Consider the following 15,867-nt stretch of genomic DNA (forward strand, 5'->3'; position numbering starts at 1 on the left):
ATCAACTGACGCAGTGGGGGTCACTTTTCACCCGTCGGAAGTGGGTCACGATTCACGCGTCGCCGACACGCTGCCGTTTCCCGGCCGATGGACGGAGCCAGCGGACCCACCGCGGACGGGAAGGGAAAGCACTGATGGGCAAGGCTCCTGGAGCCCACCCGTATGCCACAGGCGGGGGCGGTACCCGGCTTGAGCACCAGCAGGGTGCAGTGTTGCTCTCCCATCTGCTGACGAGGGCACCGGTTCCCGGTCTCGGTGACGGCGTGAGTCCGGAGTCGGTGCGTTTCCAGGCGTGGTCGGACAGCAGCGTGGATGACCTGCTGGTACGAGGTGTGGGAGTGCACGGCACTCCTCATGTGCTGGCCATCGGGGTCCGGCGGCGGCCCAAGCTCACCCCGGCGGACGAGTCCTCCGTTCGGCTCATCGGCGCGTATCTCGACGTTGTCCATGAGCGGTGGCCGCTCCTGAGAAGCGGGCGTTGGGCACTCGGGTTGGCGGTCGCGCCCGGATGCGTACCCGCGCATGAACTGGGGGCGTTGGCGACGATCGCGGCTTCGTCCGGAACCGAGGGCGTCTTCCGAGCCAATGCCGCGAGCGATGCTGACAGCAAGGCTCGTCGTCGGCTTGTGCAGTTGGACGCGATCGTCGAGGCGGCAGTCGCGGGCGGAAAATGGACCGCGGATGTGTTGGTACGGGAGCTGACCTGGCGCCTGTTGTATCGACTCAGCCTTCTGACGATCCGTCTTGAGGGAGCTGACCTCAGCGACAGGACGAGCGCGGTCGAACGACTTTTGCCCAGCACGCCGAACCGGTCGAACCACGAGGCTGATGCACTGTTCTCGCGCCTGGCGGAACTGGCCGGCACCTACGCCTCACGGGGAGCCGAGGTCACGCGTTCGATGATCCGCGCCGACCTGTACGGACACGCCGCCTTTGCCGGCGAGCCTTCTGCGCTCCCGGAACCGAACGGATCCCGGGCCGCCACTCCCGTGGCGAAGCGGACGTCACGTGGCACCAAAGGGAGATTAGTCCGTGACAGTGCTGACCTCTGGCCGCCCCTCAAGGTCGGCGAGGGCGCGACCCAGCCGCAGTTCTCCGAAGGGGTCCTTGTCGTGCGCGACCGCAGTCTCTTGCGCGCCGTCGACGCGGCTATCGGGGAGGAACTGTGGAAGCACCCACGCACGTCGGGCCTTCCGGTGGTCGGAGCGGGGACGGTCTACGAGGTCGCTGCCATGCGGCAGTTGCGTCCCCGGGATCTTCGGTCGGGACAGCGTCGGGGACCGTTGCCGTTTCGGGTCCGAGAGGGTGCGGTCGTTCACGATCGCGGAACCCTGTACTTCGCGGGTGAAGCCGGCGGACTGATGGCGATCGACTGCCGGTCCAGGGAACGGCTCTGGTCGTGGCGCGATAGCACCGGAACAATTGGGTCCCCGCCTGTCGTTCGCGGCGAGAACGTGTACGTGCTGGTGACAGGCAGCTCCGCCTCCTCCCAGCCAGGGGCGTCCCACCTTGTGGCACTGGACGCGACCGTCGGCAAGGAACGCTGGCGATCGGTCGATCTGCCTTCGATCCGGCACTGGACGGTTGGACAGACATCCGCCTACATGGTGTTGAGCGCTGGCAACTCCTGCGACAGGACAGTTGCCCTCAACCTCGACGACGGCACCGCTCGGTGGGAACACGCCACGGCGCAGGCAGCGGTGGCACCGCAGGAGGCGGGCCCCGTGGTGTTCCTCGTGGACAGGGAAGGCCGGCTCTTCGCCGTGGACGCGACGAAGGGGACCACCCGGTGGGGTATCGAGGTCGGCGCGAGAATAAGCGCTGCTCCTCTGGCGACGAGCCGGACCGTCGTTGTTCCCACCCGGGATCCTCATCGGCTCACCTCCTACGACTACCGCGCCGAAGAAGTCCTTTGGACCCACCGCGGCCCGGGCGCATTCGACAAGCAGCCCTTCGCTGTCGGCGAAACCGTGTTCGCCGCACACCGCGCCGGTCAACTCCTCGCATTCGACGAGAGCACCGGTAAGAGGCGCACCGTCGCAGATGTGCTCTGGTCCCATGATCCCGCGCCGCCACCCCCCGTGGTCGACGGAGTCCTCTACGTGGCGAGTGGGGGTTTTCTCCGAGCGCTACCGCTTGTATGAATCGACGCACGTTGGTCGGTGATCTTGAGGTCGATACGGCTCCTCACCGCACGAGTCTTGGTTACCCGGCGGTGAGTACCCGTCCGGCGGTGTCCAGGGCGCCGGAGAGCGACGCCTGGAACTCATCAGGGATGACGCCGACTCCCAATGTGCAGGATCGGATCAGGTCACGACAATTCTTGGCCTGCGTGGCCGTAGCGAGCGCGACGGCCGCAGGATGCATCACGAGTTCGAGAGCCGCGTATCCGTCGTGGGCGTCTGTAGTTCGGCGGATGATGCTCTCGATGAGGTTGCGCGCTTCGGGATGCTGTGATGTGCCCATTGCGTCCAGGACGGTGAGGCCGAGGCGAACGTCGAAGACGGTCAGGCCCGGTTTAGCTTCGTGGCTCAGGTAGAGGTTGAGCAGGGCTGCGACTTGGCTGTCGGCTGCTTGGCCGGCGTCACGGCAGCAGATCACCGTCAGGCAGGCGGTGACGGCCTGCTCCCACGGTTCGCCCCTTGCCGTGTTGCTGAGCAGTTCGGCGGCGTGGTGGGTGTCGCCTTCGGTGAGGGCGGCGACGACGGCGACTTGGCGGCCGTCGAGCATGCGGGTGCCGATGCCGTGGTGCTGCTGGATGTGGGCGAGGGCTTCGGGCCAGCGGCCGGTGGTAGTGAGGGTGCGGGTGCCGTCGGCGAGGAGGACGCGCCAGAGCCAGGCTCGGACTTCGCGGCGGTCTTCGTCGGTGGGGGTGAGGTCGGCTGGGACGGTGATGCCCTCGAAGGTGGCGGGGCTGCCGGTACCGACGGCTTCGTAGAGGTCGAGGAGACGTTGACGGGCATCGTCGGGGTGGCCGGCGCGGATCTGCAGGCGGGCGAGGTTGATCAGGGGTTCCAGGCCGCGGATGGCGCTCATGGCGGGCAACGGCCCTGCGTTCAGGTATGCCTTGGCGTGGCGGTGGCACGTCTGCCGGGCGAGGTCGGGAAGGCCGATGTCGGAGGCGAGGAGGGCGGCCTGGTTGAAGACGGTGGAGGCCAAGCCCTGGTCGTTCTGTTCCGCGGCCCGGCTGGCCAGGTTCACCAGGGCCTGTACGCGGTCGGGCAGCGGCAGACAAGCGGGGCGGAAGCGGGCGACGAGTGGGAAGCGTTTTGCTATCGGGCCGTGCGCGTCCATGAGTCTGCCTGTCGGTGACGGTGTGGGTGGGGACCGGGGAGCCCGTCGGCTGCGCCTGCGGGCTCCCCAACGTGATCTGGCCTTACCGCCAGTCGGCGACGATGCGGTTCAGCGGGGTGTCGATGGCGAAGAGGCCGGGCCGCTGCTCGATCGCGGGTGCGTCGAGGCGCTGGATCTCGAAGGTGGCTTCACGACCGCGGTAGTCGAGGTCCCAGGTACGGATCGCGTCGGCGACTCGTGCGGCCAGTTCGTCGCTGCCGGGGCCGTGGCCGATGACGCCGAATTCCCAGAGCTTGCCGCCGTCGGGGGTCGTCTGCTCCGATACGCGGCGGGCGAGGTACGTGATGGCGCCCTTGTCGATCGCCGCGGTGGAGGAGGGGTACGGGTCCTCCGTGAGCAACATGCCCTTGGCGCCGGCCGGGAACAGCATACGGATCAGGCCGGAGGGCAGGGAGCAGGCGACGAACAGCTCCATCCACTCCGGATTTTCCATGGCCCGGACCGTCACGCCGGTCCACTCCTCGGTGCGCGGCTGGTCCAGCACGCCAGCGAGGGCGTCGGCGTCGATCGGCTGGCTGGCGGGGGCCTGGAGTCGTACGGTGCCATCGATGCTGAGGGGAATGACGCGGCGGTCGTCGTCGGCGATACCCCTTCGGAGCGGCATGAAGGTGTTCATCTTGCTGCTGACGCTGGTCCAGCGGCCGTCGTGCTGCTCGTACGCGATGGAGCGGGAGACGCTGCCCTTGAGGCGCTGGGGGACGACGAGTCGGCCGCCGGGGGCGAGTTGGTCGAGCCAGGCGTGGGGGAGGCCGTGGGCGCCGACGGTGGCGATGATCCGGTCGTAGGGGCCGCCCTCGGCGTGGCCGAGGGCCCCGTCGCGAGTCAGCACTTCGACGTTGGTGAAGGCAGCGGCGGCGAGGTGCGCGCGGGCGCCTTCCACGAGGTCTTCGTCGACGTCGATGGTGGTGACGTATCCGGCGTCGCCGACGAGATGAGCGAGCAGTGCGGCGTTGTATCCGGTGCCGGCGCCGAGTTCGAGGATCCGGTCGCCGGGTTGGGCGTCCAACTGGTCCAGCATGGCGACGACGCTGGGTTGGGAGGCGCAGGAGATCACGGTGCCATCGGTGTCCTGCTTGATGGCGACCGTCGCGTTGGCGTACGCGTCTTCGAGCGGCGCATCGGGCACGAACAGGTGGCGGGGGACGGTCCGCAGCGCTGCTTCGACCGCGGGCATCCGGGCGTATCCGTACTCGCGGATCTGGTCGACGAGGGCGTTGCGGAGCTTTGCGGCCTCGGCTTCGTTGGGGGCGATGGTGTCGGTGGTCACCGCCCCGAAGCTAGTGGTTTCAGGCGTGTCCTCGGCGGAGGACTCGGGGTTGTCACTCGATCCCATGACTGCCTCTCGTGCGATGGCGAATAGGGCGCTTTGGTCATCCGGGAGGAGACCGGCGCGGTTGGCGTGGAAGATCACGTGGTGGGCGATGACGGCTCGCAGGCCGCGGGTGAGCCCACCGTCGGTGGCGAGGCAAGCCAGCGTCGTCCCGGCCCGCTCGAAGGCGGCCACCCAGGCGGTGTGACCGTCGAGCGGGCGGTCCGGGCGGCACAGGCTGCCCGCGTCGACGGTCATCAAGGTGCGCATCGCCGGTATCAGGGTGGCGGCCCGTTCCGGGGTGAGGTCGGTGGCCGGTCGGAGTTCGGCGGCCTTCGCCCACACGTCGCCCTGTTCGAACCAGTCCAGGTTGACGGCGCGCATCATGGCGCTGATCAGGAGGACGGCGGTCTCTCGGCGACCTACGTGTCCGGGGCCGGGCTGGTAGGTGAGCAGGTGCCGGCTGTCCTGGTGGAACAGGTCGTGGGCGGCGTCCATTGCCAGGGTTCCGCCGAAGGCGGTGGATTCCGGCTCGTAGATGCCGGGCAGCCAGGACTTCACTGTGCCGTCGTCGACGAGTTCGCTCAGGACCGACTGGACCAGCGGCGACGGACGTGCGGCGCGATACCGCAGCGGCCAGGGCTGCTTGTTCATGAACCACCAGCCGGCGAGCTGCCCAGCCTCCTCGGCCGCGAGCAGGGCAGGCCCGAGGCGTTCGGTAATGGCGCGCTTGCCGCTGTCGCGGTCGGAGAAGAGGACGTTGTGCTGGTGCCAGCGGTCCGGGTCCATGGGCAGGGTCCTTCGATCGGCGGGGATGCCCCTATAGAGGTCAGGCGAGGAGCAGGCAGGAGTCCCAGGTGGATAGGGGCGACGAGACGGTGGCGGGGGCAATGAGTGTCAAGGCCACACCCGCGGCGCCGTCGAGGAACCCGGGCCCGGCTTTCTCGTCCTGCACCAGTGCCTTGGCCACGGTGGCGGGAGCGGTGCCCGGTGGGCACACCGCGGCCAGGAGGCCCGGGATCGCGGCGCGGAGCTGCCCGGCGGTCGAAGGGTGGGCGTCGGCGGCGGTGCGTGCCGCGACGTGGGCGAGCCCGGCGAAGCCATGGCACAGGCCATTGTCCGTGGTGGCTTTGAGCTGCGCGGAGTCGGTGAGGGCGGCCACGAGCGCGGTTTCCGCCGCGACTTGCTGGCGGGTGTCTCCGAGGACGATGGCTGCGAGCTGCTGGGCGCGGGCGAGGCTGGCGGTGCCGTAGCACCACGAGGGGCGGCGAGGTGCGGAAGGGGCGGAACACCCTTCGCGGAGTTCAGCGCGGGTGATCCAGTACGGCCAGGCAACGCCGGGGCTGGTCCCTTGCTGCCAGCGGTCCAGCCACGCCAGGATCGTTCGGATGGCTTCGCGGTGGCCGCCGACGGTGTTGCAGTGCCGGGCGGCGAGGGCCAGCAACGCGAGCACTCCGCCGATGCCGTGCGCCATCCCGCTGTTGGCGTGCCCGCCGGGGAACCGTTCGTCCGGGCGGCCGGAGGGACCGGAGGATGTCCACCAGCCGGGCAGGGTCTCGCCGTTGTGGCTGACCGGTTCGGTGAGGCGGACGCAGTAGTGGAGGAGCCTGTTCAGGGTGGGGCTGAGCGGGTCGCGGTGAAGCAGGTAGGCGCCGTAGCCGGCGAGTCCTCGGATCACGTCGAACTCTCCCAGTTCGGGCAGGGCGCCGGCGTCGACGCGGCGTTGTGCGGCGTCGAGGCGCCGATGGACGTCGCGGTCGATCTGCGCGTTGAGGTGGAGGAGGGCACGCTGGTAGGGGCCGGGCTGGTGCTCGGCTGCGCAGGCCACGGCGTGGGCGAGGGCCGGGGCACCATAGAAGGGGTGGCTGTCGGGTCCGCTGGTGAACGGCTCCCGGGAGGCGGCGGCGAGCCAGGCGTGGGCGCGCTGCCACGGTCCCAGGCCGGCTGCGGCTCGTTCGATGTGCAGCAGCGCGATCCCCAGGGGCCCGTACGCGAGCTGCTGCCGGTCGGTGGTTGTGGTGCGCGGACTAACCGGAACGGTGTCGGGGTCGGCTAGGAGGTCGGCGACCGCGTCGGCGATCTTCAGCGCGTGGGGATCGGTCACCGTGACCTCCGGGCCAGCCATGCCAAGGCGGCGGCGCGGGTGAGGTAGAGGCAGACTTCTTCCTCCGGGAAGTCGACGGCGACATGCCGCACGAAGTGGACGTGCAGCAGCGAGGACAGGACATCGTCCAGGCGTATGCCTTGGGTATCCGAGCCGGGGAGGTGAGGTCGGTAGGCCGCGAGGGCCGCGTCCCGCTCGGCCCACGCTTCCACGATGGCCTGCCCACCGGGCACGTCGCGCAGCGCCGCCCAGTCGTTGGACGGATCGGCCAGCCGTATGGCCTCGGTGAACTCCGGACGCGGAACCGGAGCGGGCGACTTGGAGGGGATGTGCTTGGTCAGCCAGCGCATGGCGGCCTCGGCGCTGCCGAGGAACGCGGTGGCAATGGCGATGGTGTGCGCGGCCACCAGGGCGCGCTGCGGTGGACGTTGGCGCTGCTTTAGTTGGGCGAGGACGGCCCGAGAGTCGGCACGAAACACTTCCTCGGCGGCGTCCCAGGCCGGGCCTGAGCCCCAGCGGCCCATCTCGCGGTAGGAGGTGGGGAAGCGTAGGTCCGACAGCAGTCCGCCGGAGCGCAGTTCGTCGGCCCAGGTGCCGACGGTACGGGCGGACTCGGCGAAGGCGTCCGGATCGGGTAGGGCGATGCGCAGCCGTAGGTGGTGGGCGGGGTCGCGGAAGCGGATGAACCACCAGGGCTGGCCGCCGAGCCGGTTGAGCAGATCGGGGATGTGCTGGGCGAGGAGGGTGTCCTGTCGGCGAAGGTCGCCATAGAGCGTTGCCAGCAGCAGCGAAGAGAGCCCCGGTGTCTGGATCTGCGCCGGGGAGAAGGACCGGGCCGCAGTGGGGATCGGAAGAGCGGGCCATACCGGGGTCCGGGTCGCCTTGAGCGGTACGACGACTTCGTGCGCGCGGCCGTCGCACCAGCCGTACGCGTCGGCGTCCGGTGCTTCTACGAGGACCGCGGACGGGGCGCGGTTCAGGTGTTGGCGCAGCAGGGTCCGGTGTGCGGCGTGGTGGAGGTCGAGGAGGAGGCGTTGATCGCCTTCGGCCAGGTGGACCCGGTGCGGCAGCCGCCGTCGGGTTCGCCAGTGCTCAAGGGCGGTGTCCCACTGGGCTTGTGCGCGGTCGCGGCCGGGCAGCTCGGCGGCCTCCAGCCGCCACCGAGCCGGGGCGAGCACCGTACGGCCGTAACGCAGCCGCGGCAGGAACGGCATCGCCTTCGCGACGCCCCAGTCGAACAAAGTGACCTGCGAGCACTGCGCGCGGGCCAGCTCGGTGAGGAAGCGGACCAGCGGTGGTGTGTGCTCCTTGAGGTTCAGCGCGTGCATGCCCACGGCCTCGATCCGCTGCCCGCGTGCGGGCGCGGCCAGGTACATGCGGCGGCCGTCGCACGCAACTGCCAGGTCGGCCGGAGTGAGCACGTCGCTGGTCGGTGCGCGGTGCTCCTGGACGCTGATGACGGTGGGCAGTACCTGCGGAGCGCGGGTGACGTGTGCGCTGGCGGGGTGCAGCGGCGGGAAAGACAACTGGGCCGCGACGGTGCCGGCATCAGCGGCCGGGAGGTCGGCCAGCCCCGCTGCCAGCTGCTTGCGGTCCTCGGGAGCCAGCACGCTCAGGAAGCGGCCTACGGTGACGCCGGCGCCGCGGGACACGCTCGCCACTTCCAGCCGGAACCGACCGCGTTGCAGCTCCTCGGCGCTGGCAGCGTGTACCCGGATGCCGACCTCCAGGTGCGGCGGCACCCGGGGATGTGCGGGCCCCAGGTCCATCGCGGCGATCAGCTCGTCGGTGAGAACCACTTCGTCGCGGCCGTCGAGGACGGCGGCCTGCGCCTGCCGAACCAGGAGGTCGTCGCGTACCGAGAGACGGGAGCGCTGGCCGTCGGCGGGGGCTCCCGGGTATCCGTCGGGAAAGCCGGTGCCACTGTCAGCGACGACGTCGGTGAGCGGCACCATCGTGCCGATGCCGTACTTCTCGTAGAACCGCCGCTGGTACGCCTTCCAGGCCGCGGTCCCGTAGGGCATGACACTGACCCGGGTCAGGACTTCGGTGGCGCGCTCGACCTCGCGGGCGACCTGCTCCGGCAGCGTGATCTTGCCGTCCAGGCGTAAGTCGAGGGCGACGGGGTGGCGGCGAAGGCCGGTGACAACCGTCCGCATCCGTGAGGCGGCGCTGGCCCGGCTGCCGGCTGAGTCGCAGCTCCGCAGGTCGGCTCGTACGGCGCGCAATTCGCGGAGAGTGTCGGCGACCGGAGCGACCGTATCGGCTTGCACAGCGTCGAGTTGTTCCACCAGGTACTCAAGAGCGTCTGTCTCGGTGCTCGGTGCGTTCAGGCTGGTGATCAACACGTGGTTGCGGACCAGCTCCCGCACGAGCCGCTGCGCCCTTCCCGGACCTGCCCCGGGGAAGCCCGCGGCCAGCTTGTCGGCGAGGGGGCCCACGCAGACGGGTTCGCGGGCCGCGTTCAGGATCATCCGCAGTGGTTCGGTCAGGGCCATGGATGCCTCGACCGCACGGCGCCGGTCGGTGTGAGTGTCGGAGTTGTACGGCACGACCAGCTGTCCGCCGCGTACCTGTGCGGTGTTGTTGAGGACCACCGGAAGGCGCTCCAGCAGCTCGTGGCAGGACTCCAGCCGTTCCACAACGGCCGTCAGCCACTCCGCGCTCGCCCGCGCGATGACCGTATGGGCCGAACCCCAGGTGGTGCCTGCCCCTGGTCCGAAGGTGGCCGGAGCGACGCCGGCGAACAGACCGAATGGAGTCGCCCGCTGCTCGGCACGCAGTACATAGCGTGCCACCGAGGCGGCGGCGCGCCGGACATCTCGGTCGGCAGGGGCTTCGCAGGAGCACAGGGCCCGCACCTGGGAGGCGAGGGCCGGGCTGGCGTGCTCCACTGCCTCGGCAAAGTCATCGTCGGACCAGACCTGCCGCAACCACGCCAGTCGGAGGGCCACACCGCGAGGGGAAGGGTCATCGAGGTCAGGGACCGGTGGGACGGGGAGTTCCGGCCGGGCGACCGCACGGACGAGCGCAGTCCTACCGGCACGGAACGTGGTGCTCGAAGCCATCACAACCTCCTGGTCAAGCGGGGTGGCCGGTGCCTTCGCACGTCGGGTCACAAAGGCACCGGCCAGGGGGTCCGAGCGCCTACGGTCAGGCCACGTTCGTGGTGCAGGCGCCGCAGGTCTCGCCGCAGCCGTCATCCGTCAGACTGATCAGGCCGGCGATGTCGCCGACCTCGACCAGGGTGACGTCGAGGTCGAAGCCGTCCGATGCGGTCGAGCCCGTGACCACCGGGCTTCCGTTGTTGTTGTGCGTAATGGTGGGACTCATGTCAGCTGCCTCTCAGGGATGTGAACGGGGGACGGTGTTTCTGCCCTCATTGGAGGACGTGGTTGGCGCGCTCGATCTGGTGGGCGGTCCAGTCGCTGCGGGCTTGTTCGAGGATCGGGGCGAGGTCCGTCTCCAGGTGGTGGGCCTGCGCGCGGAGTTGGGTGGCGAGCTTGGTGAGGCCCTCGGGGGTGAGGTTGTTCAGCCAGAAGTCGTCCACCACCCGGACGTTGGCGTACGGGGTCCTCTCCGCCGGGTCGTCGCTGTACGGGTAGCAGGCGATGTGGCCGTCAAGAACACTCTCTTCGCATTCACCGGGCTGGCCGTCGCCGTCGGCGTGGGCGGGGTGGTGGATGCGCATCCGCTGGCCGTCGAAGGGGCGCCAGTGCGCGAGGTCGATCAGCTTGATGGAGAGCTTTTCTAACGGGACGTCGGTGGCGCTGGGGTCCTCGTCGGCCCAGGGTGGCAGGTAGCCGGTGAGGGTGAAGCCGCCCGTGGTGCTGATGGACCAGGTCTGGCCGGGTGAAGTGGTCGCGTTGGAGGCCGATTGCTGGACGGATCGTGCAGCGGTGGCCGGCTTCGGAGCCACTGAGGTGGTCGCCAAGATTCAATCTCCCTTGCTGGGGCGGGAAGTCAGGAGACTTCGACGGGTATGGCGGTGAGCTGGTGGGTGTGGGCGCCCGGGTGGAAGGCGAATTCGCAGCAGGCGTCGTGTGATGCGGGATCGATGAATGAGCAGTCCGGTCGGACGTCCAGTGCTGCGGCGGGGGTGCCGTCTGCCCAGCGGGTCCAAATGGCGCCGGTGGCCAAGCCGTCGAGGTCCAGCACGAGGGCGAAGTGCTCCCCGTCGCTATGGACTTGGAGGTGGCACCGCAAGTCCCGCTCCACGTCAGCCTCGTCCACTGATCCGTACGGTGTCGCGATCCGCAGAGCCTCCTGGACGAGATTTTCTGGGAGTCGGGCGGTCCGGCCGCAGAGCGGGAACAGTGGCTTCTCGTGCTTCATTGCCGGTTGCTTTCTGCGTGGATACGAGGGGTGGACGAGCCTGCACCGTCATCACTGCGGCTCCGCGACGCGCAACGTGCACCAGGTGGTCGTGCCGTCGGGGCTCACGCCCCAGTCGTCGGCGATCGCGGCGACGAGGAAGAGGCCGCGGCCGGTTTCGCTCGCGTCGTCGACGACGCTCAGACGAGGGCGGCGGCCGGAGCCGTCGTTCACCGCGATAAGCACCCCCTGGAGGGTGATCACCAAGCGGAACGCGATCTCGCCATCCTCGCCGTATCGCAGCGCGTTGGTGACGAGTTCGCTGACCAGCAGTTGGACGTCGTCCATGAGCGGGGCCAGGCCCCAGGCGCGCAGCTTTGCGGCGCTGATGCGGCGAAGCCGTCCCACCCACCGGCCGTCGACGTCCCGTTCGAGAGCGCTGCCTGTCGCGTTGCCGACGGAGACCCGTACCGCGAACTCGTCGCAGATGGGCTCGGGCGGCGCCGGGACGGCAGCCGTAGGCGTGGCCTCCGTCTCGGCGTGGGCAGTCCGGGTCATGAAGCCCGCCCCTCTCCTCGGGTGCGGACGAGCCTCGGCGTCGGCGCCACAGCGCGACAAAGGGCGATGACGCCTGCACCTGCACTATCCAGGCCGATGGTGCCCAGACCGGCGCGCCCTGCGTCCGAGTTCGCGGTTCGCGGCAGCTCGACGCCGCGGGCACTGAGCGTGGCTCGTAGGGCCGTTTGTGTGAATCTCACTGCTCGTTCACCCCGCCGGCGGGGCCCTGGTGGCGCAGCCCGCAGGGCGGAGGCCCCGCACAACGTGGCAGGTTGGGCATGAGGTTTCCCCACTCGGTTTCGGTAATCGGTGTCTGTGAGTAGCGTTGCGCTCACACCGTTTCGCCACCATGACCGTTGGGGGTTACCGAGGCGGTAACACCACTGTCCCGGCCCGGGAGCCGGGTCGCCGCACACCTCCGGAGGCGGCTCGTGAACGCCACACCGATGTCGACGGATGTCCTGAGCAGGACCGATATGCGTCAGGCGCTGGCCGAACACGACTTCGCCGAGGCGTTCAAGCTTCTGAAGAAGCACGGTGGCCTGTCCCAGAACCGCATCGCATTGGCGTGCGGGCTAACCCCCGGCAAGGTGTCGACCATCATGAACGGGCAGACGCGCGTCGTCTCGTACGACGTGCTGTGCCGCATCGCCGATGGCCTGCACATCCCCGGCAAGCTCATCGGTCTCGCCACCCGTCCCTGGGAAATGGAGGAGGCCGCATCGGGCCGCCCTGACACTCCCGAGGTGACAGCCCGCATGGACAGTCCATGGCAGAACGGCGCCACGGTCGAACTGGCGGACCAACTCACCCGCGTCGACCTCACCATGGACCGACGCGCGCTCACCCGAGCGATCGCGGCCACGGTGATGACCGGTCCGCTTCTGCTCGACTCGCTGGAAGGCTGGATGCTGCCTGGTGAGACAGGCTCCCGCCGAAACCGCCCCGGCCGACTGGGGATGCGCGACGTCGAACAGCTTGAGGAGACGGCGAAGGCGTTCCGCACCTGGAACCACAAGTACGGCGGTGGACTCCGGCGCCGGGCGGTTCTCGGCCAGTTGCAGGAGGTGACCGCTCTCCTCCACGAACACCAAGCACCACTAGTCGAGCAGCGGCTGTACGCGGTACTCGCGCAGCTTGCCGGTACTGCCGCGGGCATGGCGTGGGATGCGGGGCTGCAACGGCGAGCACAGGACTACTACCGGCTCAGCCTGCGAGCGGCCCACGCCGCAGGCGACCGCCTCTGGGGCGCCAACACCTTGGCCGGCATGGCTCGCCAGTTGCTCTATGCGGCTCGCCCGACAGACGCCCTTGAACTCGTCCGCTTCGCACAGGAGGGTGTCCGTGATGAAGCCGGACCGCGGCTCCGCGCGATGCTCTACACGCGAGAGGCGTGGGCCTTGGCCGCGATGGGCAGGACTGCGGCGTTCAACCGGGCAACAGAACAAGCCCGCCAGGCACTTGCCGATGCCGGTCTCGATGAGCCGTACTGGATCGGCTACTTCGACGAAGCGGAACTGGCAGGCGTAACCGGCGGTCGCTTCCTGGAACTCGCCCGGCGCGATCCTCGGCTCCACGCCGGGCACGCCGAGGAACAGATCCGCACCGCACTCGCTAGTCGGGGACCGGAGGCCGGCAGGTCACACGCGTTGGATCGCCTCGGTCTGGCCGAGGTTTACTTCCTCTCCGGCGACCTCGCCGCAGCCGTCGCCGAGACCCACGCAGCCTGCGATGTCGCCGAGCGCGTCCACTCCGGACGTGTACGAGAAGGCATGGCCGAGCTGTACGCCTACACGGTGGGGCACGGTACTTCGACACCTGTGCGAGAAGCGCGCGCTAGGCTCCGCGAGCAACTCGCCGACTGACAAGGAGCGCTGTGACCATCCTCGCCGTAACCGGCCACATGGACCTCACCGACACTTCCGTGCCCCTGGTCAGAGCAGCCCTTGACGACTTGATGCGTGAGGTGGCGGACGGCGCGCTGGTCGGCGTCTCCTGCATCGCGGCTGGCTCGGACTCCTTGTTCGCCGAGGCCGTCCTTGACGCTGGCGGAAGCCTCGTTGCTGTGATCCCTTCCCGCGATTACCGCGAGACGAAAGTCAAGGCTACGCACGCTGCGCAATTCGACCGGCTTCTGGCTGCAGCTACCGAGGTGGTGGTGATGGACCACGCGACCGCCGGCCGGGAAGCGTACGAAGCCGCCAACAGCGAATTGCTGCGCCGGGCCGACCGGCTCGTCGCCGTCTGGAATGGCATGCCGCCTGGCACCAAAGGCGGCGGCACTGCCGACGTGGTCGAGGAGGCCCGCGCCCTCGGCCTCCCTGTCGAGGTCGTCTGGCCGGCAGGCGCCGAGCGGCGTACCGGGTGATTCCGTCCCAGAATTTCAGGACCTCAAGGCGCCTGCCCTGCCCAGAGCCGTGCGCGGAGAAGCATCGAGTGACCGCCGGTTCAATCCCACGCCGGGCCCTATGAATTCTGCTTTAGGCGAGTTGTTTCGTCAGCGCCTGCGGTGTCGCTGGGGTTCGGTTGCGGGGCTGGCTGCCTCTGCGGCCTGTGGGCCGTAGCTGTGGGGGAGGCTTCCTGCGCCGTGGGAGCGGAGGCGGGCGGCTTCGGCCCGGGGGTTGGGTGCGGGGTTTCGGCTGGTGTGTTGGATGCGGGCGAGGAGGACGCGGGCGGGCATGCGGGCGGTGTGGAGTTCGCGTTGGGCGGCGGCTTCTTTGAGGAGCTGGACGGGCTGGTGGCCGGCGGTTTCGGCGTCGGCGAGGACGGTGGCCAGGGCGGGCCAGTTCGGGTCGGCGAGGATGCGGGCGGCGTGGTCGGGGACGGCGGTCCGTACGTCGTGGGCGAGAGTAGCTTGGGCGTCGGGCTGGGGCTGGCGCTGGGCGAGTGCGGCGAGTTGGGGTGCGGCGGCCTGGGTGTAGGCGGCTTCGAGGTGCTGGACGGCTTGGCGTGCGGCGGCGGCTTGTTGGGCGTGGCCTCGGGTCTGGTGCCAGCGGTCGGCGAGGATCGCAGACCAGATGAGGGCGGCGATCAGGACGGCGAGGGGGCTGCCGTCGTTGCCGGTGCCGGCGTGCACGAGGTCGCGGGCTGCGGTGCGCAGGCCGGTGGCGGTGCTGTGTTCGGCGCGGATCCGGGAGCGCTGGGCGTGGGCGAATGCCCGTGATGCCGCCTGGAGTTCAGCGCGGAGTTCCGCGGGGGCGGTTTGGGCGGTGGCTTCGATGAGTTCGCCGAGCGCGGCGATCTGGGCCTGGCCCGAACCGTCTTGGCCGCCGCCCGTTTCGGTGTTGGTGAGGTGGCCGGGGAGGGTGTCGAGGGCTTGGGTTGCCTGCTGCCAGGGGGTGGTTGGGCGGTTGCGGCGGGCGGTGGGGTGTTCCTCGGGTGTGCTGGTGCCGAGGCGGGCTTGCAGTTTGGGCAGGGTGAGGTCGGGGGCGATCTTTCCGCCGGGGTGGTAGATCTGCTCGCCGTCTTTGTTGAGGTCGCCGGGGCGGCCGGCGGCGTATCCGGTGAGGTCGCCGGAGGGTGCGCGCCGGGGTTTGATCTGGACGCCGTCGGCTTCGAGGTAGGCGAGGAGTTCTTCGACGGTGGTGGAGTGGGGGATGGCGGCGCGGATGCGGTCCTGGAGCCAGGCGCGGCTGGTCTGTTCCCAGCCGAGGCGGGCCGCTTTGTGCATCTCGGCCTGGCTGGGTGCGCGGGTGCCGGTGCGGTCGCCCTTGTTGAGGCGGCGCAGGCCGTAGTCCTTCTCGATCTGGCGGCATTCGTTGCCGACGCGGATGCCGCTGTCGTGGAGTTTGGGGCGGCGGCCGTCTTCGCGGACGGTGGTGGCGAGGATGTGGATGTGGTCGTCGGCGTGGCGCACGGCGATCCAGCGGCATGCCAGGTCGTCGCCTTCGGGGGCGATGCCGGCCGCGGTGACGATGCGCTGGGCGATCTGGGCCCATTCGGTGTCGGAGAGGTAGCGGTCTTCGGGGGCGGTGCGGACGGGGCAGTGCCAGACGTGGTCGGTGACCCGCTTGCCGAACTCGCTGTTGCGCAGGGCGACGGGTTCGTCGAGGTGGTGGCCGAGTTGGGTCAGGGTGGCGTTCTCGTCGCGGCCTGGGTCGGGCATGCCGAGCATGGCGAAGCCGGCCACGATGTGGGGGTCCAGATGTTCGTCGTGGGTGCCGGGTCCGTAGAGGTAGCCGAGCAGTCCGCGGGTGTTGGCGCCTGCGGGTTTCATGGCGGCGATCAC

Annotated in this window: 12 protein-coding genes; 3 read left to right on the forward strand and 9 right to left on the reverse strand. The window is 69.5% G+C overall.

All coding sequences use genetic code 11. The features are described from left to right. Positions 1-308 precede the first annotated feature (308 nt). Positions 309-2,144: an outer membrane protein assembly factor BamB family protein gene (locus ACFO3J_RS30730; protein ID WP_386436429.1), complete on the forward strand. Its 1,836-nt coding sequence runs from the start codon at positions 309-311 to the stop codon at positions 2,142-2,144. A gap of 61 nt (positions 2,145-2,205) precedes the next feature. Here the strand turns inward: ACFO3J_RS30730 and ACFO3J_RS30735 are convergent, their stop codons facing one another. The 8 genes from ACFO3J_RS30735 to ACFO3J_RS30770 form a co-directional block, all read right to left on the reverse strand. After that, on the reverse strand, positions 2,206-3,294 hold the full coding sequence (locus ACFO3J_RS30735; RefSeq protein WP_386436432.1) for a hypothetical protein: 1,089 nt from the start codon (positions 3,292-3,294) through the stop codon (positions 2,206-2,208). An 82-nt stretch (positions 3,295-3,376) separates the two neighbouring features. Further along, complete coding sequence (fxlM, locus tag ACFO3J_RS30740) at positions 3,377-5,452, reverse strand: methyltransferase, FxLD system (RefSeq protein ID WP_386436435.1); 2,076 nt, start codon at positions 5,450-5,452, stop codon at positions 3,377-3,379. Positions 5,453-5,492: 40 nt separating this feature from the next. Then, positions 5,493-6,767 carry a lanthionine synthetase C family protein gene (locus tag ACFO3J_RS30745; RefSeq protein ID WP_386436438.1) on the reverse strand — a complete coding sequence of 425 codons (1,275 nt, stop codon included), beginning with the start codon at positions 6,765-6,767 and terminating at the stop codon, positions 5,493-5,495. Further along, positions 6,764-9,709, reverse strand: coding sequence for a lantibiotic dehydratase (locus ACFO3J_RS30750; protein WP_386436895.1), 2,946 nt, complete (start codon positions 9,707-9,709; stop codon positions 6,764-6,766). The genes ACFO3J_RS30745 and ACFO3J_RS30750 overlap by 4 nt, the downstream gene beginning before the upstream one ends. Before the next feature lie 211 nt (positions 9,710-9,920). Continuing rightward, entirely contained in the window at positions 9,921-10,100 is a 180-nt protein-coding gene (locus ACFO3J_RS30755) for an FxLD family lanthipeptide (protein WP_386436441.1), read from the reverse strand. A 46-nt stretch (positions 10,101-10,146) separates the two neighbouring features. Further along, positions 10,147-10,701 (reverse strand): DUF6907 domain-containing protein, encoded by a 555-nt coding sequence (locus tag ACFO3J_RS30760; RefSeq protein WP_386436444.1) that lies wholly within the window; start codon positions 10,699-10,701, stop codon positions 10,147-10,149. 29 nt (positions 10,702-10,730) lie between these two features. Beyond that, positions 10,731-11,000 (reverse strand): hypothetical protein, encoded by a 270-nt coding sequence (locus tag ACFO3J_RS30765; RefSeq protein ID WP_386436447.1) that lies wholly within the window; start codon positions 10,998-11,000, stop codon positions 10,731-10,733. A 153-nt stretch (positions 11,001-11,153) separates the two neighbouring features. Then, complete coding sequence (locus ACFO3J_RS30770; RefSeq protein ID WP_386436449.1) at positions 11,154-11,639, reverse strand: ATP-binding protein; 486 nt, start codon at positions 11,637-11,639, stop codon at positions 11,154-11,156. Between the two features lie 431 nt (positions 11,640-12,070). Between ACFO3J_RS30770 and ACFO3J_RS30775 the strand changes: the two genes are divergently transcribed. Beyond that, positions 12,071-13,504 (forward strand): helix-turn-helix domain-containing protein, encoded by a 1,434-nt coding sequence (locus ACFO3J_RS30775; RefSeq protein ID WP_386436451.1) that lies wholly within the window; start codon positions 12,071-12,073, stop codon positions 13,502-13,504. A gap of 11 nt (positions 13,505-13,515) precedes the next feature. Then, complete coding sequence (locus ACFO3J_RS30780) at positions 13,516-14,007, forward strand: hypothetical protein (protein WP_386436453.1); 492 nt, start codon at positions 13,516-13,518, stop codon at positions 14,005-14,007. A gap of 129 nt (positions 14,008-14,136) precedes the next feature. On the opposite strand, the gene ACFO3J_RS30785 is transcribed toward ACFO3J_RS30780, so the two are convergent. Further along, on the reverse strand, positions 14,137-15,867 hold the full coding sequence (locus ACFO3J_RS30785) for a relaxase/mobilization nuclease domain-containing protein (protein ID WP_386436456.1): 1,731 nt from the start codon (positions 15,865-15,867) through the stop codon (positions 14,137-14,139).

Origin of the sequence: Streptomyces polygonati (genome assembly GCF_042650325.1) — a bacterium.
GTDB lineage: Bacteria > Actinomycetota > Actinomycetes > Streptomycetales > Streptomycetaceae > Actinacidiphila > Actinacidiphila polygonati.

What these genes read in the sequence shown, in the direction of transcription:
- ACFO3J_RS30735 (WP_386436432.1), bottom strand. Translation starts at nt 3,294, where the DNA reads ATGGACGCGCACGGCCCGATAGCAAAACGCTTCCCACTCGTCGCCCGC.
- ACFO3J_RS30770 (WP_386436449.1), bottom strand. Translation starts at nt 11,639, where the DNA reads ATGACCCGGACTGCCCACGCCGAGACGGAGGCCACGCCTACGGCTGCC.
- fxlM (WP_386436435.1), bottom strand. Translation starts at nt 5,452, where the DNA reads ATGGACCCGGACCGCTGGCACCAGCACAACGTCCTCTTCTCCGACCGC.
- ACFO3J_RS30755 (WP_386436441.1), bottom strand. Translation starts at nt 10,100, where the DNA reads ATGAGTCCCACCATTACGCACAACAACAACGGAAGCCCGGTGGTCACG.